The organism is Burkholderia ubonensis (genome assembly GCF_902833085.1).
GTDB classification, from domain to species: domain Bacteria; phylum Pseudomonadota; class Gammaproteobacteria; order Burkholderiales; family Burkholderiaceae; genus Burkholderia; species Burkholderia ubonensis.
Genome location: NZ_CADFEB010000003.1, coordinates 219,399 through 245,281, shown reverse-complemented (window position 1 = coordinate 245,281; position 25,883 = coordinate 219,399). Strand labels below are relative to the sequence as shown.

Here is a 25,883-nt window from a genome sequence, read left to right as displayed (position 1 = left end):
TCCATTCCAACGGGATGAAAAATCCGTGCTGTTTCGAGTACACCGGCTTCCACGGCTTTCGACGGATCGCCTCCGGACCGCTCGCGGTCGTCGCGCTTGCCGTACGGCGCGCGATCGATAGCGGCGCGGCCGGAACGATCCTGATCATCGACAACGCGAGCGGCCGCCCCATCGACATCGATCTCCGTGGTTCCGACCACGACATTCGCGGCCGCTTCAGCGCGCCGGCCCCGACATGGCGGGCGCGCGAGCGATCCGACGGCGAGCCCGGCGGCGCGGCCGACGCCGGGTTGCCGGCCGCGCCGGCCGACGCGCTGCTCGGCGCTCGGCGCGGCCGCGGCCGCCCGAAGCTCGGCGTGGTGTCGCGCGAGGTCACGCTGCTGCCGCGCCAATGGGAGTGGCTGGCCGCGCAATCCGGCGGCGCGTCGGTCGCGCTGCGCAAGCTCGTCGAGGCGCACATTCAGGCGCGCGCCGCCATCGGCCCCGCTCACGAAGCAAAGACGCGCGCCTATCACTTCATGGCAGCGATCGCGGGCGATCTGGCCGGATTCGAGGAGGCCGTCCGCGCGCTGTTCGCCGGCGACCGGCCGCGCCTGTTGAAGCTCATCGCGAATTGGCCGGCCGACGTGCGCGATCACGCCGCGGCGCTGGCGCTCGACGGACCGGGGCGGCCGGTGCACGGCGAACCCTGAATCGCTGCACGCCGCACGCGCTCGCGCGCTTCGGTCCGGCACCCGAAAATCATTTCGTTGTTCGAATCTGTCGACGCGCGGCATCGTTGCCGCGCCGCCCGGCGCGGCAACCGGAATCGGCCGCGCGTTGCCGGCCGCTGCGCCGGCCCGAACCGCGTCCCCGTTTTCTACGACATACATCCACGCGGCCTCATGTTTAACTCTTGCCGAACCGGATCGGGCGTATTCCGGACATATCGGCTTCCAAGCCGGAATCGCGGGCCGATCGAACAGGCCCGGAGGCCGCGCGTCACCTGCCTCCGCGCCATACCTGGAGTGCAATTGTGCAACTTGATCGAAAGCGAATCCTCGTCACGGGCGGCGCCGGCTTCCTCGGTTCGCATCTGTGCGAGCGCCTGGTCGAACTCGGTCATGACGTCTTGTGCGTCGACAACTATTTCACCGGCACCAAGCAGAACGTCGCCGCGCTGCTCGGCAACCCGCGCTTCGAGGCGCTGCGCCACGACGTGACCTTTCCGTTGTACGTGGAGGTGGACGAGATCTACAACCTCGCCTGTCCGGCGTCGCCGATCCACTATCAGTTCGATCCCGTGCAGACCACCAAGACCAGCGTGATGGGCGCGATCAACATGCTGGGGCTCGCCAAGCGCACGCACGCACGCGTGCTGCAAACCTCCACGAGCGAGGTGTACGGCGATCCCGACGTGCATCCGCAGCCGGAAAGTTACCGGGGCAACGTCAACCCGCTCGGGCCGCGCGCCTGCTACGACGAAGGCAAACGCTGCGCGGAGACCCTGTTCTTCGACTATCACCGCCAGCAGAACGTGCGAATCAAGGTGGTGCGCATCTTCAACACGTACGGGCCGCGCATGCATCCCAACGACGGCCGCGTGGTGTCCAACTTCATCGTGCAGGCGCTGCGCGGCGAGGACATCACGCTGTACGGCGACGGCAGCCAGACCCGCGCGTTCTGCTATGTCGACGACATGGTCGAAGGCCTGATCCGGATGATGGCCACGCCCGCGGACGTCACCGGCCCGATCAATCTCGGCAATCCGCATGAGATCGCGGTCGGCGAGCTCGCGCAGGTCATCCTGCGCCTGACCGGCTCGAAGTCGCGGATCGTTCTCCGCCCGCTGCCGAAGGATGATCCGACACAACGGTGCCCGGACATCGGCCTCGCACGCGCGCAGCTCGACTGGCAGCCGACGGTCGGGCTCGAAGCGGGGCTGCGGCGGACCATCGACTATTTCCGCTCGACGATGGCGGAGTGACGTTGCATCGCCCCTGTCCCATTTTCCCGTGACAGACGCGACACGGCGTCCATGCTTCAATCTGGCCACACCGGTACACCATTGGCCGACTTGAAGCTGCTCTCGTGTGCCACTGTCCATCAATCCGCGTTGCAAGCCGGATCACTGCGTATGGAACAACTCGAGTATCTGAAGCACGTCGAATCGAAGGCCCGAACCTACGCGACCTCTTTCCCCCGGCTGTTTACGCATGCCAAGGGCACACGCATACGCGACGCCGAGGGTCGGGAATACATCGACTGCCTGTCCAATGCAGGTACGCTCGCGCTCGGGCACAACCATCCGGAAGTCAATGAAGCCGTGATGCGGTTTCTGACCTCCGATCAGATGCAGCAGGCACTCGACCTGGCGACGCCGGCCAAGCACGCGTTCGTCGAACAGCTTTTCTCGCTGCTGCCGAGGCAGATCGCCGAAACCGGCAAGATCCAGTTTTGCAGCCCGAGCGGATCGGACGGCAACGAAGCGGCCGTCAAGCTGGCCAGGCACTATACGGGCCGCTCGACGGTGATGGCATTCCATGGCGCCTACCACGGCATGACGGCCGGCGCGCTCGCCGCATCGGGAAATCTCATGCCCAAATCGGCCGGCGGCAGCGGGCACGGCGTGCATTTCCTGCCTTACCCGTATGCGTTTCGCTGCCCGTTCGGCACCGACGGCTCGGCGACCGATCAGCTCAGCATCAACTACATCCGGACCGTGCTGTCCGATCCCGAGAGCGGGATCACGAAGCCGGCGGCGATCATCGTCGAAGTCGTGCAAGGCGAAGGCGGCTGCATCCCCGCTTCCGACGCCTGGCTGATCGAGTTGCGCGAGCTGACACTGCGGCATGAGATCCCGCTGATCGTCGATGAAGTGCAGACCGGCCTCGGCCGAACCGGCGCCCTGTTCGCGATAGAACATTCCGGCATCCGGCCGGACGTGCTGGTGCTGTCGAAGGCGATCGGCGGCGGCTACCCGATATCGGTGGTGGTCTACGACGAGCGCCTGGACACCTGGCCGCCCGGCTCGCACGCCGGCACCTTCCGTGGCAACCAGATTGCGATGGTGGCCGGCTTGTCGACCATGCGCATCATCGATCGAGACGGTCTGCCGGCGCATGCGGGCAAGGTCGGCAAAGTACTGGTGGCGGGCCTCGAACGTATTGCCGAACGTTTCCCCTGCCTGGGCCAGATACGCGGCAAGGGCCTGATGATCGGCGCTGAAGTCGTCAAGCCCGGCACGGATGGCCGAGCCGGCCCGACCGATGCGGCACTGGCAAGAGCCATCAAGCAGAACTGCCTGCAAAACGGACTCGTGATCGAAACCGGCGGCCGCAACGGCGCGGTACTCCGGTTCCTTCCGCCGCTGATCGTTTCGGAAGCCGACATCCACGAGATTCTCGACCGCTTCGAGCAAGCCGTGGCAACGGCCTGCCGCGCATAGGCGCACCGCGGCGCGGCCGCGAACACCCACCGGATCGGGTTTCGCCGCGATCCACGTTCAGATTCGGAAAAGGAACATCGACCATGCTGGGCATGACGGAACGCAAGCTGCTTGCCGAGGGGGCCTCGCCGTGGCTGCTGGAGCCGGCATCGAACGGGCGCGATATCGTGCGGGCGGTGAACGACAATCGAGCGGAGCTGGATGCCCGGCTTCTGGAGCATGGGGCGCTGCTGTTTCGCGGCTTCGACGTTTCGTCCGTGGACGGATTCGAAGCGTTCGCGAACGCGGTTTCGGCGCATAAGTCCGACTACGTCTATCGCTCCACGCCGCGCACGTCAATCGGCAACGGCATCTTCACCGCGACCGAGTATCCGCCGAGCGAGACGATCGCGCTTCATTGCGAAAACGCGTATCAACGCAACTGGCCGCTGAGAGTCGCATTTTGCTGCCTGACCGCGCCCACGGCCGGCGGCGAAACGCCGATCGCCGACATGCGCGAGGTGAGCCGCCGGATCGGGCCGCGCATCCTGGACGCCTTCGAGGCGAAACAGGTCCGCTACGTCCGGCACTACCGGCGGCACGTCGACATTCCGTGGGAAACGGTGTTTCAGACCAGCGACCACGGCCAGCTCGCGGCCTTCTGCAAAGACAACGACATCGAGCACGCATGGCTCGACGAAGACACGTTACGCACCGCACAGATCAACCAGGGCGTCGCCTACCATCCGGTCACCCGCGACCGGGTGTTCTTCAATCAGGCCCATCTGTTCCACATCTCGAACCTGGAAGCATCGCTCGCCAGCTCGATCGTCAGCCTGTTCGGCAACGATCGGCTCCCGCGCAACGCGTTCTACGGCGACGGGAGTCCACTCGATCTCGCCGACATCGAGCAGATTCGCAACGCCTTCCGCGAATGCGCGATCGCATTTCCATGGCAACGCGGCGACGTGCTGCTGGTCGACAACATGCGATTCGCGCATGGCCGCAATCCGTTCGAAGGCGAGCGCAAGGTCGTCGTGTCGCTGCTGGACCCATATTCCCCTGCATAGAACAATTTTGCGAAACGTCTTGTCCGGCATTTACGGGGCAGACATCGGATTCTCGCGGTGCTCTAATTTCCACAGGCGACACACACTGACGTTCAATCATTCAATCGAGACGGAGGCGATGCTTTATCTCGTTCGCCGCGCCGGATCTCAATCTGCTTCGCGCAGGACAGCCTGCCGTTGCCCATCGGAATGAACGCAAACCGGTCCCAAGGTGGCGTGCATCCAAATCAATGCTCTGCAGACAACGAAGGTTTCGTATGCTTCCCGATATGAAATTCAGGACTGTTACGGAATTATTGCAGTTTCGCGGCAATGACTCGCCTGATAAAACAGCATTCATTTTTCTCGACAACGGCGAATCGGAGCTGGCCCGGCTGACGTTCGGCGACCTGGACAAGCGGGCCCGCGGCATCGCCGCCCGATTGCAGGGCATGGCGCAGCCGGGCGATCGCGTGCTGCTGGTCTATCCGCCGGGGCTGGAATTCATCTGCGCATGGGCGGGATGCCTGTACGCCGGCCTGATCGGCGTGCCGGCCTATCCGCCGCGCAGGCATCGTCCGGCCGATCGTCTCAAGTCGATCGTCGCCGACGCCGGGCCGGTCGTCGCGCTGACCGACGCAGCCACGCTCGATGGCATCGCGCATCGCGAGGATGGCTATTCCGACACGCTGGACCTGAAGATCCTCGCGACGGATCAGGGGTTCGACGCGCCGGCCGGGCAATGGCGCGCGCCGGACATCACGCCGCAGACGCTCGCGCTTCTGCAATACACGTCGGGCTCCACCGGCACGCCCAAAGGCGTGATGATCAGCCACGCGAACATCCAGAGCAACATGGCGGTCATCGCCGAGGCCAGCAATGCCGACGCGTCGACCGTGTTCGTCAGCTGGCTCCCCGTGTTTCACGACATGGGGTTCTTCGGGAAAGTGCTGCTGCCGATCCATCTCGGCGTGCTGTCGGTGCTGATGGCGCCGGCGGCTTTCGTGCAGAAACCGCTCCGCTGGCTGCAGGCGATCACGAAGTATCGCGGCACGCATTGCGCCGCGCCGGACTTTGCCTATGACCTGTGCGCGCGCAAGATTTCCGGCGAAGCCAAGGCGCAGCTCGACCTGAGCAGCTGGCAGGTTGCCTTCAACGGCGCGGAGCCGGTGCGCGCCGACACGGTCGCGCGTTTTTCGCGCGCATTCGCGTCGTGCGGCTTCCACGCGCATACGATGCGCCCGGTCTACGGCATGGCCGAGGCGACACTGTTCATCTCCGGTCAGCCGGCACGCTCGCTGCCGCGCGTGGCCGACTTCGACGCCGACGGCCTCGCGCAAGGCGTGGCGACGAAAAGCGCGGGCGGCAAGCCCCATGCGCTCGTCTCGTGCGGCCGGGCCTGGGCGGAGCACCGCCTGCGGATCGTGAACGCGGAGACCGGCCAGCCCTGCCCGCCGGGCCGGATCGGCGAAATCTGGGTGACCGGCCCGAGCGTCGGCGTCGGCTACTGGAACCGCGTCGAAGAAACGGAGCGCACCTTTCGCGCGAGGCTCGACGGTGACGACGCGCGTTACCTGCGCACGGGCGATCTCGGCTTCGTCGACGGCGACGACCTCTTCGTCACCGGCCGCCTGAAAGACCTGATCATCATCGCCGGCCGCAATCACTACCCTCAGGATCTCGAACAATCGGCCGAGGGAAGCCACCCCGCGCTGTCGCCGAACGCGTCGGCGGCCTTCTCGATCACCGTCGACAACGTGGAGCGGGTCGTCATCGCATGCGAAGTGCGCCGCGAAGCGCTCAACACGCTGAACGCGGAAGCCGTCGCCGCGGAGATCCGGCGCGCGCTCGCCGAAGCGCATGACGTCGACCTGTATGCGGCGATCCTGTTGAAGCCCGCCACGATCCCGCGCACGTCCAGCGGAAAAATCCAGCGCAGCCGCACCCGGCAGGCATTCCTGAGCGGACAGGGGCTCGCGATCGCGGGCGAATGGCGGCGTGCGTTCTCCGCGGAGCACGCGCCCGTCGCGACCGCTGCCGCACGCGGCACGCAGGCGCTGGTGCAATGGTTCGTCGAGCAGGTCGCGCGTCTGTCGGGCATCGCGCCCGGCGATCTCGACCCCGACGCGCCGTTCAGCGCCTACGGGCTCGACTCGAAAGACGCCATCATGCTCACGGGCGAGTTGCAGGACTGGCTCGGGCAGCCGGTTTCTCCTACCGTCGTCTACGATTTTCCGAGCATCTCCCTGCTGGCGCGCCATTTGAGCGGCGCCGCGAATGCCCGCCCGGAAACGGCGAGCGTTTCCGCCGAAGCACGCGCGGATATCGCGATCGTCGGCATCGGATGCCGTTTCCCCGGCGCCGATCATCCCGACGCGTTCTGGCAGCTTCTGCTGGAAGGCCGCGACGCGGTCGGCGCGTCGAACCCGCGTGCCGCTCACCTTCCGGCCACCGGACTGCTGGAGCGGGTCGACCAGTTCGATGCGGATTTCTTCGGCATCAGCGCCCGCGAAGCCGAGACGATGGACCCGCAACAGCGCCTGCTGCTCGAGGTCGCCTGGGAGACGTTCGAGCACGCGGGCATCGCGCCCCGGAGTCTCGCCGGCGGGCGCACCGCCGTCATCGTGGGCATCAGCAATACGGACTACGTCCGCCTGGCGCAGGAAGAAGCCGCGGACGTCGGCCCCTATGTCGCGACCGGCAATGCGCTCAGCGTCGCCGCCAACCGCATTTCCTACACGCTCGACCTGCGCGGCCCGAGCTGGGCGGTCGACACCGCGTGCTCGTCGTCGCTCGTCGCGGCGCATCAGGCATGCCGCGCGCTGCAGCGCGGCGAGTGCGACGCGGCGCTCGCCGGCGGCGTCAACCTGATCCTCGCGCCGCAATTGAGCGCGTCCTTCACGCAATCGGGCATGCTGTCGCCGGACGGCCGATGCAAGGCGTTCGACGCGACCGCCAACGGCTATGTGCGCGGCGAAGGCGTGGGCATGGTGCTGCTCAAGCGTCTCGACGATGCCGTCGCGAACGGCGACACCGTGTTCGCGGTGATCCGCGGCTCGGCGGTGAACCAGGACGGCCGCAGCAACGGCCTGACCGCGCCCAATGGTCCGGCGCAGCAGGCCGTGATCGACAGTGCGCTGCGCGATGCCGGCGTGCGGGCGCAGGACGTCGGCTTCGTCGAAGCGCACGGGACGGGAACGCCGCTTGGCGACCCCATCGAATTGAACTCGCTGACGGCGGTCCTGAGCGATTCGCGTCGCCCGGAAGATCTCTGCTGGATCGGTTCGGTCAAGACCAACATCGGCCATCTGGAATCGGCGGCGGGCATCGCCAGCCTGATCAAGACCGCGCTGGCGCTGCACCATCGCGCCATTCCGCCGAACCTCCATTTCCGGTCGCTCAATCCTCATATCGCGCTCGACGGCACGCCGTTCCGTATTCCGCAGCAGGTCACGCGCTGGCATGCGGAGCACGGGCCGCGCATTGCCGGCGTGAGTTCGTTCGGCTTCGGCGGCACCAACGCGCACATGATCCTGTCCGAAGCGCCGCGGCCCGGGGAGCGCGAAGCCGACCCGGCGGCGCTCACGGCACCTGCGGCGCGCGTCGTGACGCTCTCCGCACGCACGCCCGAAGCGTTGCAGGCCCTGGCGGCCTCCTATGCAGCGTATCTCGACGCCCATCCCGAGGCCCGTTTGCCGGATGTCGCGTTCACGGCGAACACCGGGCGCACCCACTTCGCGCGGCGCGCCGCCGTCGTCGCGTCGAGTCTCGATTCGTTGCGTTCGCAACTGCGTGCCGTTTCGGCCGGCGCGAGCGCCGAAACGCCGCCGACGGTGACTTTCCACTTTTGCGCGGACGATGGCGGCAGCGCCGAGGCCGAGCGCCAATTGCGCGCGGCCAGCCCCGCTTTCGGCGCGCTGATGGACCGGCAACGCGAAGCGTCCGGGCTCGACGCTCCCGAAGCACGGTTCACGGCATTCCAGTGCGCGCTCGCGCAGCTATGGATGTCCTTCGGCATCACGCCGCAAGCGGTTCGCAGCACCGGCGACGGACGTCGCGCCGCGATCTCGTTCGCGGACGTGCCGCAAGCGCCGGACGGCGATGCGGCCGGAAGCATCGTGATCGAGATCGGCGCGCGCACGGCCGCTTGGGACGCGATCCTGCACACGCTCGCCGAGCTCTACGTGCGCGGCGCATCGATCGACTGGCATGCGGTCGAGCAGGACGGCCCGCACCGGCGGCTCACGCTGCCGACTTACCCGTTCGAGCGTCGCGGCTTCTGGATACCCGCGCGCGAGCCCCGGCATCCGCTGCTCGGGCGCCTCAAGGAGCAGCACGCGCATTTGCCCGGCACGTGGATCTGGGAGTCGCGCCTCGACGCGCCGGCCACCGCGTTTCTCGGCGGCCATCGCGTCAAGGGCGCGCCCGTCCTGCCCTATTCCGCCTATGTGGAAATGGCGCTGGCGGCCGCGTCGCAGATCGGTTCCGCCGGCCATGCGACGTTGAAGGACCTCGCGCTGCATGCGCCGTTGCCGCTGCATCCGCATGAATCGCGCACCGTGCAGACCGTGCTGAGCCGTCAGTCCGGGGGACCGTTTTCGTTTGCCGTCTATCACCGGATCGAGGACACGAGCGCCGCCGCGACATGGCAGATGTGCGCCAGTGCCGAAATTCACGAATCGGATTGGAGCCACGCATGAAATTCGGCCTGATGTTCTTCGCCAGCAGTGAAGAGGCGTTGTCCGGCAACAAGTACCGGCTCGTGACGGAAAGCGCCCGTTTCGCCGATGCGAACGGGTTTTCCAGCGTGTGGGTGCCGGAGCGCCATTTCACCGAATTCGGCTCGCTGTACCCCAATCCCGCCGTGCTGCACGCCGCGCTCGCCGCCTCCACCCAACGCGTGAGGCTGCTCGCGGGCAGCGTGGTCGGCGCGCTGCACAACCCGATCCGTATCGCCGAAGAGTGGTCGATGGTGGACAACCTGTCGAACGGCCGCGTGGGGGTTTCGTTCGCATCCGGATGGAATCCTGACGATTTCGTGTTCGCCCCGGAAAAATACGCGACCCGGCAGGACGAGATGCTGACCGCAATGCGCGCCGTTCAGCATCTGTGGCGCGGCGGTACGCTGGATGCGCGCAACGGCGTCGGCAAGCCGGTGCAGCTGCGCATCTACCCGACGCCGGTGCAGCCGGAGCTGCCCGTCTGGGTGACCGCCGCCAGCAATCCGCAGACCTTCGCTCTCGCCGGCGAAGTCGGCGCGAACCTGCTGACCCACGTGCTCGACCAGGATCGCGATCAGCTCGCCCACAAGATCGCGCTCTACCGCGACGCGCGCGCGAAGCACGGCTTCGATCCGGCGGCCGGCACCGTCTCCGTGATGCTGCACACGTTCGTCGGCGCGGACCCGGCGCAGGTGCGCGAGCAGGCGCGCGCGCCGTTCTGCAACTACATCCGCAGCAATATCGGCCTGCTGAACGGGCTGGCGCAAAGCCGCGGCCAGTCGGTGGACGTGCGCGCGATGGGCGCGCGCGAGCTGGACGAGTTCGTCGAATTTCTCTATGAACGCTTCGCGCAATCGCGCGGCCTCATCGGCACCCCGGAAACCTGCGTCGAGCTGGTGCGGGACCTGGAATCGATCGGCGTGGATGAAGTGGCCTGCCTGCTCGATTTCGGTCCGCCGGTCGAGCTGATCCTCGGCAATCTGCCGCAGTTGCGCCGGCTGCGGGAGATGTGCGCCGCCAGGCCGTCCGCCGCGCCACGGCGATTCGATGCCGTTTCGGTGCAGGCCCGCTGCACCGAAACGGCATCGGGCGCGGACTTCAACGACGAAATCCGCCAACACGGCGTTCAGATCGACGGCGTGTTCGACGCGATCCGGCAGATCTGGCGCACCGCCGGCGAGGCGCTGGGGAAAATCAGCCTGCCTGCCGATGCGCCGGCGTCGTCGCCATACCACGTGCATCCCGCTTTCCTCGACGCGTGCAGCCGCGTGCTCGCCGCCGCGATCGACGCGGATGCGCTGCACGACGGCGGCATGTACCTGCCCAGTTCGATCGGCGCGGTACGCGTGCATCAGCCGCCGTCGTCGGCCGACGCGTGGAGTCACGCGACGCTGCGCAAGCCGGCCGGGCAAGATGCGCTGGAAGGCGATATCCGCGTCTACGACCTCGCCGGACAACTGCTGATCGAGATCGACGCGCTGCGGCTGCAGCACGTGCGTTCCGCGCAAACCGTCGGGCGGCAAGAGATCGCCCCGCTGCTGTATCAGCGCGTCTGGCGACCGTCGAACGGCGACGCGGCAACCGGCGGTTCCGCGCATGGCGAGTGGCTGATTCTCGCCGACCGCGGCGGCGTCGGCGCGCAAGTGGCGGCGCTGCTGGAAAGCGCGGGCGATACGTGCTCGCTGCGCTTCGCGGACACGACGCCGGACCTGCCCGCGCTCGACCGGCCGCTGAAGGGCGTCATCCACCTGTGGAGCCTCGATCTCGATCCGTCCGACATCGCGGCGCGACGGCATGCCAGCACGAGCGTGCTGCAACTGGTCAGGGCGCTTGCGTCGCGCGCCCCGTCGGCCCGGCCGGCGCGTCTGTGGCTGGTGACGTCGGGCGCGATGAACGTGCTGGAAGGCGAAGCGCCGGCCGTGGCGCAAGCCCCCCTGTGGGGACTGGGCCGCGCGATCGCCGTCGAGCATGCCGCGCTGTGGGGCGGGCTCGTCGACCTCGATCCCGCGCAGCCGTCCGCCGCGCACGTCGTGCAAGCGGTTCGGGCCGGCGGCCGCGAAGACATGATCGCGTATCGCCGCGAACAGCGTTACGTCGCGCGCATCGCCCGCGACAACCGCGAATTCGTCAGTCACCGCCCGATCAGGTTCCACGGCGACGCGACCTATCTGGTGACCGGCGGGCTCGGCGGGCTCGGCCTGCGGCTCGCGTCCTGGCTCGCCGCCAACGGCGCCGGCAAGATCGCGCTGCTCGGGCGCGGCGAGCCGTCCCCCGCGGCCGAAAAAATCCTGCGCACGCTCGACGCCCGGGTCATTCGCGCCGATCTGTCGCGCCGTGAGGACGTCGCCGCGGCGATCGGCGAAATCGCGCGCTCGATGCCGCCGCTCAAGGGCGTCTTCCACCTCGCCGGCACGCTCGACGATGCGCTGCTGACGCGCCAGGACGACGATGCGTTCCATCGCGCCGGCAGCGGCAAGGCCGACGGGGCCTGGTATCTGCACGAGCTGACGGCCGACCTGCCGCTCGACCATTTCGTGCTGTTCTCGTCGATGGCCGCGCTGATCACGATGCCGGGCCAGGGCAACTACGCCGCGGCGAACGGCTTCCTCGACGCCCTCGCGCATCATCGGCGCGCGCACGGACAACCGGGCCTCAGCGTCAATTGGGGGCCGTGGGCGGAGATCGGCCACGCCGCCACCGACTATGGGCGGCGCGCCCACGAGCAACTGGCCGGACTCGGCGTCGGCACGCTGTCGCCCGAGCTGGCCATCGCGGCGCTGGAACGGCTGATGGCGTCCGGCGTCGTCCAGTCCGGGGTGGCCCCGATCGACTGGCCGACCTTGTTCCGGGTCGATGCGCCGGCCGCCGGGTCGGCGCTGTTTTCCGAACTGGCGCAACCGGCCGCGCAGCCCGCGCAGCAAGAGACGGAACTGCTGCGCCAGCTCCGTTCGTGCGCGCCGCGCGAGCGGATCGAGCTCGTCACCGGCACGCTCGCGCAGATGCTGGCCAAGACCCTTCGCCTCTCCGGCGCCGACGCCATCGCGCCCGACCAATCGCTGTTCGATCTCGGCCTGAATTCGCTGATCGCGCTCGAACTGACCGACAGCCTCACCAAGGTGTTCGGAAAACCGTTTCGCGCCACGCTGCTGTTTTCCTATCCGAACCTGCAAACGCTCGCCCAGTACGTGCTCAACGAACTGTCGCCGTCGCTTCCTGCGCCCGTCGTCGACGAAGCATCCGACGAACTCGACGAGGACGACCTTTCCGAACTGATCGCCCAGGAGATCGGCGCCCAATGAACGCCAAGGCCACTCAAGCACTGAAAGCCGCGCTCGACGAACTGCGCCTGCGGCGCGCGGAAATCGCGGCGCTGCGTTCGGACCGCAACGAGCCGATCGCCGTCATCGGCATGGCTTGCCGCTTTCCCGGCAGCAGCGATACGCCGGCCGCGTTCTGGCAACTGCTCGACCACGCGCGCGACGCCGTCACCGAAGTGCCGCGCGAACGCTGGGACATCGACCGCTATTACGACCCGGACCCGGGCGCGCCCGGCAAGATGGCGACCCGCCACGGCGCCTTCATCGAGCGCGTGGATCAATTCGACGCAGCGTTCTTCGGAATCGCGCCGCGCGAGGCCACGTACCTCGATCCGCAGCAAAGGCTCCTGCTCGAAGTGGCCTGGGAGGCGCTCGAAAACGCCCATCTCGCGCCCGAGCGATTCAGGCAGTCCGCCACCGGCGTGTACGTCGGCATTACCTGCTTCGACCATGCCATTCAGGTGTCCAATGCGTCGACGCCGTCGAGCAGCTACGCCGGCACCGGCAGCGCGCTGAACATGGCCGCGGGCCGGTTGTCGTTCGTGCTGGGCCTCACCGGCCCGAGCATGGCGATCGACACCGCCTGCTCGTCGTCGCTGGTCTGCCTGCACCTGGCCTGCGAAAGCCTGCGCTCGCGCGAGACCGGCATGGCGCTCGCGGGCGGCGTCAATCTGATGCTCTCGCCCGAGGTCATGGTCAGTTTCTCGCAAGCGCGCATGCTGTCGCCGGACGGGCGCTGCAAGACCTTCGACGCGGCGGCGGACGGCTACGTGCGCGGCGAAGGCTGCGGCATGGTGGTGCTCAAGCGCCTCGCCGACGCGCTCGCCGACGGCGACCGGGTGCTCGGCATCGTGCGCGGCACGGCGGTCGACCAGGGCGGTGCGGGCGGCGGGCTGACCGTGCCGAGCCGCGATTCGCAGGAGCGCGTGATCCGTCGCGCGCTGAACCAGGCCGGCGTCACGCCCGGCGACGTCTCCTACGTCGAGGCCCACGGCACGGGGACGTCCCTCGGCGACCCGATCGAAGTCGAGGCACTGGCCGGTGTCTACGGCCCCGGGCGCACGGCCTCCGAGCCGCTCGTGATCGGTTCGGTCAAGACCAACATCGGGCATCTGGAGTCGGCCTCCGGCATCGCCGGGCTGATCAAGGTGCTGCTGTCGTTCGAGCACGACCGGATTCCCGCGCATCTGCATTTCACGCAACCCAATCCGCATACGCCGTGGCAGGACATCCCGATCCGCGTCGCGGCCGATCCGGTCGCGTGGCCGCGCGGGGAGCGCCGGCGCGTCGCCGGGTTGAGCGCGTTCGGTTTCAGCGGCACCAATGCGCACGCGATCGTCGAGGAACCGCCGGTCGCGCCCGCGCACGATGCGCAGCGTTCGCTGCTGCTGCTTTCGGCCCGATCCGAAGCGGCGCTGACGGCGCTCGAGCAACGCTACGAGCGCGCGATCGCCGGCGCGCCGCCGCACGAGCTGGCCGCGATCTGCCGCGCCGCCGCCGTGGGCCGGAGCCACTATCCGTTTCGCGCGGCCTATGCGTCGGGCGTGAGGGAACCGGCGACGGCCTCCGCACGCACGGGCAAGGCGTCGCGCATGGGTTTCATGTTCACGTCGCCGGACACCGGCGTCGCGCGCGAGCTGCACGCGTCGGAACCGCTTTTCCGCGCAGCCTTCGAGCGCTGCTCGGTGCCGCTGTCGGCGCTCGATACCGACGCGGGCCGCTTCGCGGCCCTCTTCGCGTGGGCGGAACTGTGGAAGGCATGGGGCATCCGCCCCGCCGTCGTGTCGGGCCATGGCGTCGGCGAATACGTCGCGGCCTGCGTGGCGGGCGTCATGAGCCTCGCCGACGCGCTGCGCGTCGCAGCCGTCCGCTCCGATTCCGACGCGTTGCGCGCCGCGCTGCAGGACATGCCGCTCGCACGGCCGTCGATCCGCCTGATTTCCGGCAGTCTCGGCACGGAGGTGACCGACGAGGTGACGCATCCGCAGTACTGGCTGCAGCAGGCCGCGCTGCCGGATCAGGCCGACGCGCCGCGCATGCCGGACGGGCTCGCCGACGGCTGGCTGCCGACGCCATGCGCCGGCCATGAACTGGAGCGCGCGCTCGCGGCCCTGTACGTGCAGGGTTGGCAGTTCGACTGGAACGCGTTGTTCCCGGCGTCCGCCCAGCCCGCCACGACCTTGCCGAACTACCCGTTCGAGCGGCAGCGCTTCAGTCTCGATAAGACCCGGTCGCCCGTCGTCGGCATGGATGCCGGCAGCATCGAGGCAGCGTCGCGACGCCTCAGGACGTCCGGCAAGTATTCGGACGAGGTGCTGAACGCATTCCCGGAACTGCTTCAGGCCGCGTTCGCCCCCGCTGAAACCGCCGCCCCGAACGCGAACCCGCTCTATCACGTGGTGTGGGAGCAGCAAGCCGCGTTGCCGTCGGCCCCGATCGCCGCCGACGCGTCGCCGTGGCTGATCTTCGCGGACGAGAGCGGCGTCGGCGACCGGTTCGCCGCCCTGCTGCGCGCGCGCGGCGCATCCTGCGCGCTCGTCCGCGCCGGCCTCGACTATGCCGCACCCGCTGAAGCAGACGCAGCCTGGCAAGTCGCGCCCGAGCAGCCGGACCATTTCGTCCGCTTGCTGAAGGAAGCCGCCGCTCCCGGGCAGCGCATCGTCTTCTTGTGGGCGCTGGACGAAGCCGTCGGCGCGTCGCGCATGTCCACGGCGCTGCTGCATCTCGTGCGCGCGCTGGGCAGCGGCGAGCGCGACTGGGCGGCGTCGGCCCGGCCCAGGATCTGGGTGGTCACGCGCGACGCGGTGGAAGCCGGCGCAGCGCCCCGTGTGTCGGGACTCGCGCAGGCTGCGCTGGCGGGCCTGGCGCGGGGGGCGATGATCGAGCATCCGGAATGGTTCGGCACCGCGATCGATCTCGATCCGGCCGCGCCGGAGGACGAGACGCAGGCCCTGCTTCAGGAGGTGCTCGGCGAGAGCCGCGAAGAACAGGTGGCCTTGCGGCAAGGCGCGCGCTACGTCGCGCGCCTGAGCCCGCTCGCGCCAGCCGAAACGGCCGCGCTGCCGGTCGACCCGGATGCGGCCTACCTGATCACCGGCGGGTTCGGCGCGCTCGGGCTGCACACCGCCAGGTGGCTCGCGGCGCACGGCGCCGGCACGCTGATCCTGGTCGGCAGGCAAGGGGCCGCGAGCGAGGAAAGCCAGCAGGCGATCGCCGAGCTGCGCGACCGGAACGTGACCGTCCGTTGCGAGCGCCTCGACATCACCGATCCGGCGGCGGTCGCGGATTTCTTCGCCGCGCTCCGGCGCGAAGACGTGCCGCTGCGGGGCATCGTGCATGCGGCCGGCATCGTCGGCTACAAGCCGATCATGCAGGTCGAGCGCGGCGAGCTGGAAGCCGTCCTGCAACCCAAGGTCGCCGGCGCATGGCTGCTTCATCAGCATAGCGAACCGTTCCCGCTCGACTTCTTCATCCTGTTTTCGTCGATCGCGTCCGCGTGGGGCTCGCGCGACCAGGCGCACTACAGCGCCGCGAACCGCTTCCTCGACGCGCTCGCGCATCATCGCCGCCACCTGGGCCTGCCGGCCTCGAGCGTGAACTGGGGGCCGTGGGCGCAAGGCGGCATGACGTTCCCCGAGGCCGAAGCGCTGCTGCGGCGCGTCGGCATCCGGTCGCTGGCGGCGGAGCGCGCGCTCGACGTGCTCGATCATCTCCCCGCCGTGCCCCAGGTGGCGGTCGTCGACATCGACCTGGCGCTGTTCCAAGGCTCCTACGAGGCGCGCGGACCGAAGCCCTTCCTCGACCATGTGCGGGTTGACGCAACCCCGCCGAGCGCGCCGACGATGCCCGCGTTGAACGACAAATCGCCCCGCGAGCGCAAGCGCCTGCTGGCGGACACCATCGACCGCGCGGTTGCCCAGGTGCTCGGCTTCGGATCGGCGACGCCGGACCGCGACCGCGGGTTCTTCGAGATGGGCATGGATTCGCTGATGGCGGTGGACCTGCGCGCGCACCTCGAAAAAGCGCTCGGCGCGCCGTTGTCGGTCGCGCTGCTGTTCGATCATCCGACGGTCAACGCGCTCGCGGATTTCCTGGTGGAGCAGTCGTCCGCCACGGCGACGGACGCGCCCGCTGCACCCACGGCACCGGCGCAAGCCGCATCGCCGCGGCCGGCCGCGCCCGCCGTTGCGACACGCGAGGCGGGCACACCGGAGCCGATCGCGATCGTCGGCATGAGCTGCCGCTTTCCGGGCGCCGCGCACGATCTCGACGCCTATTGGCAGTTGCTGAACGACGGGGTGGACGCGATTTCCGAAGTGCCGCGCGAGCGCTGGGATATCGACGCGTACTACGATCCCGATCCGGAAGCGCCGGGCCGGATGTATTGCCGCTTCGGCGGCTTTCTCGACGGCGTCGACCAGTTCGATCCGGCGTTCTTCCGCATCACGCCGCGCGAAGCGGCCGCGATGGACCCGCAGCAGCGCCTGCTGCTCGAAGTCAGTCACGAAGCGCTGGAGCATGCCGGCATTCCCGTCGACAGCCTGAAGGGCAGCCGGACCGGCGTGTTCGTCGGCATCACCACCAACGATTACGCGAACCTGCAGCTTCGCAACGGCGGCGGCAGCGGCATCGACGGCTATTTCTTCACCGGCAATCCGCTCAACACGGCGGCCGGCCGCATCTCCTACGGGCTCGGTCTGCAAGGCCCGAGCATGGCGATCGACACCGCCTGCTCGTCGTCGCTCACCGCGATCCATACCGCCAGCCAGAACCTGCGCAGCGGCGAATGCGATCTCGCCATCGCGGGCGGCGTCAACCTGATTCTTTCGCCGGACAACTCGATCGCCGTGTCGCGCACGCGGGCGCTGGCCCCGGACGGCCGCTGCAAGACCTTCGACGCGGCGGCGGACGGCTTCGTGCGCAGCGAAGGCTGCGGCGCAATCGTGCTCAAGCGCCTGTCCGATGCGCTCGCCTCAGGCGATCGCGTGCTGGCCGTGCTGCGCGGTTCGGCCGTCAACCACGACGGTGCGTCGAGCGGCTTTACCGCGCCGAACGGACGCGCGCAGGAAGAAGTCATCCGCAACGCGTTGGGCGGGATTCCCGCTGCGTCCGTCGATTACGTGGAAGCGCACGGCACCGGCACCGCGCTCGGCGATCCGATCGAGGTGCAGGCGCTCGCGACGGTGTTCGGCGCCGGCCGCGACGCGGGCAGGCGGCTGCGCGTCGGCTCGGTGAAAACCAACATCGGCCACACGGAATCCGCCGCCGGCATCGCGGGGGTCATCAAGGTCGTGCTGTCGCTCAACCACGAGCGCATTCCCGCCCACCTGCATTTCCGCCACCCGAGCCCGCTGGTGCGCTGGAACGAGCTGCCCATCGAGATCTGCGCCGAGGCGAGCGCCTGGCCGCGCGGCGCGCAGCCGCGGCGAGCCGGCGTCAGCGCGTTCGGCGCGAGCGGCACCAACGCGCACCTGGTGCTGGAGGAAGCGCCCGCGCCGGCGCGGCAGGCGACGCCGTCGAAGCACAGCGTGCATCCGCTGGTCCTGTCGGCCAAGACGCCGGCGGCATTGCGCGAGCTTGGCCGACGCTATCAGCGGCGGCTCGAAGCCGAACCCGGTCTCGATATCGCGGCCGTGGCGTTTTCGGCATCGACCGGCCGCTCGCATTTCTCGCATCGGCTCGCGCTGCCGGTGTCGTCGCTCGAGGACGCCATCGAAAAGCTGCGCGCGTTCCACGCGAAAGAACCCGTCGGCGCGACGCAGCCCGCGCCCCGCGTGAAGATGGCGTTCCTGTTCACCGGCCAGGGTTCGCAATACGCGGGCATGGGCCGCCGCCTGTACGACGCCTATCCGGTGTTCCGCGACGCGATCGACCGCTGCCGCGCGGTGGCCGACCCGCTGCTCGACAAGCCATTGCTCGAAGTACTGTCCGCCCGCAACGAGGACATTCACCAGACCGGCTACAGCCAGCCGGCGCTGTTCTCGCTGCAGTACGCGCTCACCACGTTGCTGGCGTCGTTCGGCGTGACGCCCGACGCCGTGATGGGACACAGCGTCGGCGAATACGCGGCGGCCTGCGCGGCCGGCATCTTCTCGCCGGAAGACGGCTTGCGGCTGATCGCCGAACGCGGCCGGCTGATGCAGGCGCTGCCCCGCGACGGCGAGATGGCGGCCGTCTTCGCGGACCTCGCCACGGTCGAGCGCGCGATCGAAGCCTGTCCGCGCGAGGTGGCGGTGGCCGCCGTCAACGGCCCGGCCAGCATCGTGATCTCCGGCAAGCGCGAGCGCATCGCGCTGCTCGTCGACGCGTTCGCCGCGCAAGACATCCGCTCGGTGCCGCTCAATACGTCGCACGCGTTCCACTCGCCGCTGCTCGAACCGATGCTGGACGACTTCCAGGCCGCGGCGAAAGCGGTGCGCGCGGCGCGCCCGGCGATCCCGTTCTATTCCAATCTCACGGGCGCCGTGATGGACGAAGCGCCCACCGACGAATACTGGCGCCGTCACTGCCGGGAGCCGGTGCAGTTCGCGAGCAGCGTCGAGCGCCTTGCGGAAGCCGGGTTCAACCTGCTGGTCGAAATCGGCCCCAAGCCGGTGCTCGTCAACCTGGCCCGCGCCTGCTGCGCGCCGGACGCCGGCATCCAGTTCCTCGCCTTGCAGCGCCCGCAAGTGGAGCAGCAAGCCCTGGTCGAAGCGCTGTCGAGTCTTTACGCCCACGGCGTCGACGTCGATTGGGCCTCAACCGAAACACCCGCGCTCACGCGCGTCGCATTGCCGTCCTATCCCTTCCAACGCAGTCGTACCTGGTTCCAGAAAGCGGACACGTCCATGACCCAGACAAGCGCACTTCCCATCGCCGCCACGCCGACGCACAACCGTAGCGGCGAGGTTCTCGAATGGCTTCGCGGCAAGATCGGCGAATTGATCCAGGCCGATCCCTCCACCATCAACATCGACCTGCCCTTCCTGGAAATGGGCGCCGACTCGATCGTGCTGATCGAGGCGATCCGGCACATCGAGAAGCAGTACGGCGTGAAGCTGGTCATGCGCCGCTTCTTCGAAGACCTGGCGACGGTGCAGGCGCTGGCCGAGTACGTCGCCGACAACCTGCCGGTGGAGGCCGCGCCGGTCACGGCGGCGGCCGAACCGTCCGCAGCGGCAGCCGCGCCGCTCGTCACGGCGGTGCCTGCGCCGCTCGCCGCCGCCCCGGCGGCCCCGGCGGAATGGGTCGCGGTCGAAGGCGGCTCCACGGTCGAGCGGGTGTTGCGCGAACAGAATCAACTGCTGTCCCAAGTCATGAGCCAGCAGATGGAGCTGCTGCGCACGTCGCTGACCGGCCATGCCGACGTTCGGCAGACGGTCGCCGCGCAAGCCGTCGCGAGCGTCGCGCCGAAGGCCGCTGTCGCGATCCATGCAGTTGCGTCCGCAACCAAGCCGGCCCCTGCTGCCGCTACTGCGCCTGCGCCCGCCGCAGACAATCAGCCCCGCAAGCCGATGATGCCCTGGGGCAGCCCGGTCGAACAACGCGCGCGCGGGCTGTCCGCCGTGCAGCAGGAGCATCTCGAAGCGCTGATCGTGCGCTACACCACGCGCACCCGGAAATCGAAGGACTCGGTGCAGGCTTCGCGCCCGGTGCTGGCCGACAGCCGCGCCACGGTCGGCTTCCGCTTTTCGACCAAGGAGATGCTGTATCCGATCGTCGGCGATCGCGCGGCCGGTTCGCGGCTGTGGGATATCGACGGCAACGAGTACATCGATTTCACGATGGGCTTCGGCGTGCACCTGTTCGGCCACACGCCGGAGTTCATCCAGCAGCAGGTCACCCGCGAATGGCAGCGTCCGCTCGAACTGGGCGCGCGCTCCAGCCTCGTCGGCGAAGTGGCCGCGCGCTTCGCCCGCGTCACGGGCCTCGATCGCGTCGCGTTCTCGAACACCGGCACCGAGGCGGTGATGACCGCGATGCGGCTCGCGCGCGCCGTGACCGGGCGCGACAAGATCGTGATGTTCACGCATTCGTATCACGGCCATGCCGACGGCACGCTCGCCGCGGCGAACGCGGAAGGCGTGACGGAAGCGATGGCCCCCGGCGTGCCGTTCGGCTCGGTCGAGAACATGGTCCTGCTCGACTACGGCAGCGACGCCGCGCTCGAAGCCATCCGCGGCATGGCGTCGACGATCGCCGCCGTGCTGGTGGAGCCGGTGCAGAGCCGCAACCCGTCGCTGCAGCCCGTCGCATTTCTGAAGGAGCTGCGCCGCATCACCGAGGAGGCCGGGGCCGCGCTGATCTTCGACGAGATGATCACCGGCTTCCGCGTCCATCCGGGCGGCTCCCAGGCCATGTTCGGCATTCGGGCCGATCTCGCGACGTACGGCAAGATCATCGGCGGCGGCCTGCCGCTGGGCGTCATCGCCGGCACCCGACGCTTCATGGACGCCATCGACGGCGGCATGTGGACCTACGGCGACCACTCGTTCCCCGCCGCGGACCGCACCGCGTTCGGCGGCACCTTCTGCCAGTATCCGCTCGCCATGTCGGCCGCGCTGGCCGTGCTGGAGAAGATCGAGCAGGAAGGTCCGGCGCTGCAGGCCGCGCTCAACGAACGGACCGCGCAGATCGCCGCCACGCTGAATGCGTTCTTCGCGGAGGCCGAGGCGCCGATCAAGGTCACGTGGTTCGGCTCGATGTTCCGCTTCGAATTCACCGAGAACCTCGACCTGTTCTTCTATCACATGCTCGAAAAGGGCATCTACATCTGGGAATGGCGCACCTGCTTCCTGTCCACCGCGCATACGGACGCCGACGTCGACCGGTTCATCCGCGCGGTGAAGGACAGTGTCGCCGACCTGCGCCGGGGCGGTTTCATCCGGCCTCACTCGAAGCACGGCACGGTTGCCGCGCTGAGCGAAGCGCAACGGCAATTGTGGGTCCTGTCGGAAGTCGATCCTGAAGGGTCGCTGGCCTACAACGTCAACACCACGCTCGAACTGAACGGCCGGCTCGACGAGGCCGCGATGCGCGCGGCCGTCCAGGGCCTGGTCGACCGGCACGAGGCGCTGCGCACCACGCTGACGCCGGACGGGTCGGGCCAGATCGTGCATCCGTCGCTGACGCTCCAGATTCCATTGATCGACACGGACCAGGACGCGTGGCGCGACCAGGAAAGCCGCCAGCCGTTCGACCTCGTGAACGGCCCGCTCTTTCGCGCCGCGCTCGTGCGCCTGAGCAGCGAGCGGCACCTGCTGGTGATGACGGCCCATCACATCATCTGCGACGGCTCCACGTTCGGCATCCTGCTCGAGGATCTCGCGCGGGCTTATGCCGGCGCGGCGCCGGCCGCGGCGCCGCTGCAGTTCCGCGAGTACCTGAAGCAGATCGACGGCCAGCGCCACAGTCCGGAAGCGAAGGCGAATCGCGAGTACTGGCTCGCGCAATGCGCGGGCCACGCCGATCCGCTGAATCTTCCGGTGGACTATCCCCGGCCCGCGGTGAAGACGTTTCACGGCGAGCGCGTGTCGCTGCATCTGGATGCTGAGGAGGCCGCATCGCTGCGCACCGCCGCCCGTCAGAACGGCTGCACGCTCTACATGATGCTGCTCGCGGGCTTCAATCTGTTCCTGCACCGCATCGCCGGCCAGCAGGAGATCGTCACCGGCATCCCCGTGACCGGCCGCTCGGTGACCGGCAGCGACCGCCTCGCCGGCTACTGCACGCATCTGCTGCCGCTGCGCTCCACGCTGCCGGACGCGGCCACCGTGGCGAGCTTCCTGTCCGGCACCCGCCAGAACCTGCTCGACGCGCTCGAGCATCAGGATTTTCCGTTCGCCGAGCTGGTCCGCGAAATCGGTGCGCAGCGCGATCTCAACGCCGCCCCGCTGGTATCGGCGGTCTTCAATCTGGAACCCGTGTCGGCGCTGCCCGAACTGCCCGGCCTGAAGGTCGGCCTGGTCGCGCCGCTGATCCGCCATACCGCGTTCGATCTGAACGTCAACGTGCTCGACGCGGGGCAGGAACTCCTGATCGATTGCGACTACAACACCGATCTGTTCGACGAGAGCACGGTGCAGCGCTTCCTCGGGATCTACCGGAAACTGCTGACGAGTCTCGCGGGCGATGCATCGGCCGCCGTTGCCCGGCTGCCGCTGCTGAGCGATGCGGAGCGGGACACGCTGATCGTCGAGTGGAACCGGACCGACACGGATTTCGGCGCCGCCGCCGAACAGCCGCTGCACCGGCTGTTCGAGCAGCAGGCCGAGCGCACGCCCGACGCCGTCGCCGCCGTTTCTGACGACGCATCGCTCACCTACGCCGAACTCAACCTGCGCGCCAACCGCCTCGCCCACCACCTCATCGCGCTCGGCGTCGCACCCGATTCCCTCGTCGGCGTCGCCATGGAGCGCTCGCTCGACATGATCGTCGCGCTGCTCGCCATCCTCAAGGCCGGCGGCGCTTACGTCCCCGTCGATCCCGACTACCCCGCCGAGCGCGTGCGCTTCATGATCGACAACGCTCAGTTGCGCTGGCTCCTCACCCAGCAGCATCTGCTTGCCGCGCTGCCCGACACCGAAGCACGCCTGATCGCCGTCGATCGCGACGCCGACGACTTCGCCGCCGCGCCCGCGTCCAACCCCGCGCCTGCGCTGAACGGCGACAACCTCGCCTACATGATCTACACCTCCGGCTCGACCGGCAGGCCCAAGGGCGCGCTCAACACGCATCGCGCCGCGACCAACCGCATCCTCTGGATGCAGCAGGCCTACGCACTCGGCACTGACGACGCCGTCCTGCAGAAGACCCCGTTCAGCTTCGACGTCTCGGTCTGGGAATTCTTCTGGCCGCTCGTCACCGGCGCGCGCCTCGTGTTCGCCCGGCCCGGCGGACAGCGCGAGACCGACTACCTCGTCGATCTCATCGCGCGCGAAGGAATCACCACCGTCCATTTCGTGCCCTCGATGCTGCGCGCCTTCCTCGACCATCCGGACCTCGACGCGCACTGCGCGTCGCTGCGCCGCGTCGTGTGCAGCGGCGAGGCCCTGCCCTACGACCTGCAGCAGCGCTTCTTCGAGCGTCTGGACGCCAAGCTGTACAACCTCTACGGCCCGACCGAGGCCGCCGTCGACGTGACCGCCTGGGAATGCCGGCGCGACGACCCGCACCGCAACGTCCCGATCGGCCGGCCGATCGCCAATACCCGCCTCTATATCGTCGACGCGCAGATGCAGCCCGTGCCGGTCGGCGTGGCCGGCGAGCTGCTGATCGGCGGCACGCCGGTCGGACGCGGCTACCATGGCGAACCCGAACTGAGCGCCGAGAAGTTCATCGCCGATCCGTTCTCCGCCGATCCGAACGCTCGCCTCTACCGCACCGGCGATCTCGCGCGCTACCGTGCCGACGGCAACATCGAGTTCCTCGGCCGCATCGACCATCAGGTCAAGCTGCGCGGCCTGCGCATCGAACTCGGTGAAATCGAGGCCACGCTGGCATCGCACCCGTGGGTCGACGCAGCCGTCGTGGCGCTGCGCGGTGTGGACGATGGCGCGAGACTCGTCGCGTGGCTGCTTTCGTCGCACCCCGAAGCCGAACTGATCGAAGCGGTACGCGGGCACCTTCAGCAGCGGCTGCCGGATTACATGGTGCCGTCCGCGTTCGTCGTCCTGACCGCGTTCGCGCATCTGCCCAACGGCAAGCTCGATCGCGCCAGCCTGCCCGAACCCGGCGACGGCATGGACCACGTCGAGCCCGGCAACGCGCTCGAAGCGCAGCTGGCGGCCATCTGGCAGGAAGTGCTCGGCAAGAACCGGATCAGCACGACCGCCAATTTCTTCGAGCTGGGCGGCAATTCGCTGTCCGCGACGAAGGTCGCCGCGCGCATCCGCCGCGATCTGCAGGTGAAGCTGGAAATCCGCAGCCTGTTCTCGCACCCCACCATTTCGAGCCTCGCGAAACGCATCGCCGATACGCAGCCGATCGACTACGCGCCGGTGACGCCGCTGCCCGCGCAGCCGCAATACGAACTCTCTCCCGCGCAGACGCGGCTCTGGGTGCAGGATCGCCTCAATGCGTCGCAAGCCGGCGGGCCGCTGCCGACGTCGCTGCTGTTCGAGGGCGTGCTGGACGTGGATGCACTCGTGCGCGCGTTCCGGGCGTTGAGCGAACGTCACGAGATCCTGCGCACGCGCTTCGTGCCGGTCGGCAATCAGCCGTTCCAGCAAGTGCTGCCTCCCGGCGAAGCCGCGTTCCCGGTCGAGATCGTGGACCTGCAGGACGCCGACGACCGCGATGCGCAGGCCGCGTCGATCGAAGCCCGCGAACGGCTCGCGCCGATGGATCTCGCCGCCGGCCCGCTGTTCCGCGTCAAGCTGCTCAGGCTCTCCGAAGTCCGTCACGTCTGCATCTGCACGATGCATCACATCGTGACCGACGGCTGGTCCACGGAGGTGCTGCTCGACGACCTGTCGCAAATCTATAACGCGTTCATCGAGCGTCGCGACAATCCGCTGCCCGCGCTCGCGATCCAGTACAAGGATTACGCCGGCTGGCTGAACCGCCTGCTCGCCGGGCCGGAAGGCGCCCGCATGAAGGATTACTGGCTGAACAAGCTGGGCGGCGGCCTGCGCGCGCTGGCACTGCCGGGCGACGTCGAGCAGCCGGCCGCGCCGAGCTGGAACACCTGGCGCTTCGAACTGCCCGCCGCCGCGACGACGGCGCTGGAATCGCTCGGCAAGCGCCATGGCGCGACCTTGTTCATCGCGCTGCTGTCGGCCATCAAGGCGCTGTTCTACCGCCGTTCCGGCCAGGAGGACATCGTCGTCGGCACGCCGGTCGCGGGCCGCGAGCTTCCCGAGCTCGAATCGCAGGTCGGCCCCTATCTGAACGTGCTGGCGCTGCGCGACCGCGTCGCCGGCGACGATCGTTTCGACACGCTGCTGACCCGGGTGCGCGACACCACCATCGAAGCGTTCTCCCACCCGCTTTATCCGCTGGATCGCCTGCTCGACGAGCTGCACGTCAAACGCGTTCCGGGACGCAATCCGCTCTTCGACATCGGCCTGACGCTGCAGAACCAGCGGCAAGGCGCGATCGAACGCTATGCGGGGCAAGTGCGCATTTCGGAGCTGCCGGATCACAACCCGCAAGGCGCCGACGCGGAAGCCGCGACCGACTTCTGGTTCCTGGCCGAGCCGCGCGACGAGGGTCTCGCGATCAGCGTCGTCTATCACGCCGGGCGGTTCAGCGAAGCGCTGGTGCGAGGCCTCGCCGACGAACTGACGTCCGTGATCGGCGAGATTCTGGCCAACCCGGGCGTACGCATCCGGAACCTGACGCTGGGACAGCGCGCGCTGCGCGCCGACACCCGCCAGCCCGCCGTCGAACTCAGCGCATTCTAAGGAGC

Annotated in this window: 7 protein-coding genes; all 7 read left to right on the top strand. The window is 68.6% G+C overall.

All coding sequences use genetic code 11. From position 1 onward, the window contains the following. Nucleotides 1-14: 14 nt before the first annotated feature. The 7 genes from HWX31_RS08815 (at nucleotide 15) to HWX31_RS08785 (ending at nucleotide 25,878) form a co-directional block, all read left to right on the top strand. Nucleotides 15-692, top strand: a complete 678-nt coding sequence (locus HWX31_RS08815; protein WP_174959099.1) for a DUF2239 family protein — start codon at nucleotides 15-17, stop codon at nucleotides 690-692. Nucleotides 693-1,015: 323 nt separating this feature from the next. Beyond that, nucleotides 1,016-1,966: a UDP-glucuronic acid decarboxylase family protein gene (locus tag HWX31_RS08810; protein ID WP_174959102.1), complete on the top strand. Its 951-nt coding sequence runs from the start codon at nucleotides 1,016-1,018 to the stop codon at nucleotides 1,964-1,966. Between the two features lie 150 nt (nucleotides 1,967-2,116). Then, the gene (locus tag HWX31_RS08805; protein ID WP_174959105.1) at nucleotides 2,117-3,427 is read left to right on the top strand and encodes a diaminobutyrate--2-oxoglutarate transaminase family protein; all 1,311 of its coding nucleotides are present in this window, start codon (nucleotides 2,117-2,119) and stop codon (nucleotides 3,425-3,427) included. A gap of 83 nt (nucleotides 3,428-3,510) precedes the next feature. Beyond that, on the top strand, nucleotides 3,511-4,476 hold the full coding sequence (locus HWX31_RS08800) for a TauD/TfdA family dioxygenase (protein WP_174959108.1): 966 nt from the start codon (nucleotides 3,511-3,513) through the stop codon (nucleotides 4,474-4,476). A gap of 257 nt (nucleotides 4,477-4,733) precedes the next feature. Next, nucleotides 4,734-9,155 (top strand): hybrid fatty acyl-AMP ligase/type I polyketide synthase, encoded by a 4,422-nt coding sequence (locus HWX31_RS08795; RefSeq protein ID WP_174959111.1) that lies wholly within the window; start codon nucleotides 4,734-4,736, stop codon nucleotides 9,153-9,155. Beyond that, nucleotides 9,152-12,475 carry a type I polyketide synthase gene (locus HWX31_RS08790; RefSeq protein WP_174959114.1) on the top strand — a complete coding sequence of 1,108 codons (3,324 nt, stop codon included), beginning with the start codon at nucleotides 9,152-9,154 and terminating at the stop codon, nucleotides 12,473-12,475. The genes HWX31_RS08795 and HWX31_RS08790 overlap by 4 nt, the downstream gene beginning before the upstream one ends. Then, nucleotides 12,472-25,878 (top strand): non-ribosomal peptide synthetase/type I polyketide synthase, encoded by a 13,407-nt coding sequence (locus HWX31_RS08785; protein WP_174959118.1) that lies wholly within the window; start codon nucleotides 12,472-12,474, stop codon nucleotides 25,876-25,878. The genes HWX31_RS08790 and HWX31_RS08785 overlap by 4 nt, the downstream gene beginning before the upstream one ends. Nucleotides 25,879-25,883: the final 5 nt, after the last annotated feature.

Coding starts and splice junctions, on each gene's coding strand:
- HWX31_RS08790 (WP_174959114.1), top strand. CDS start 9,152: ATGAAATTCGGCCTGATGTTCTTCGCCAGCAGTGAAGAGGCGTTGTCC.
- HWX31_RS08815 (WP_174959099.1), top strand. CDS start 15: ATGAAAAATCCGTGCTGTTTCGAGTACACCGGCTTCCACGGCTTTCGA.
- HWX31_RS08785 (WP_174959118.1), top strand. CDS start 12,472: ATGAACGCCAAGGCCACTCAAGCACTGAAAGCCGCGCTCGACGAACTG.
- HWX31_RS08805 (WP_174959105.1), top strand. CDS start 2,117: ATGGAACAACTCGAGTATCTGAAGCACGTCGAATCGAAGGCCCGAACC.
- HWX31_RS08800 (WP_174959108.1), top strand. CDS start 3,511: ATGCTGGGCATGACGGAACGCAAGCTGCTTGCCGAGGGGGCCTCGCCG.
- HWX31_RS08795 (WP_174959111.1), top strand. CDS start 4,734: ATGCTTCCCGATATGAAATTCAGGACTGTTACGGAATTATTGCAGTTT.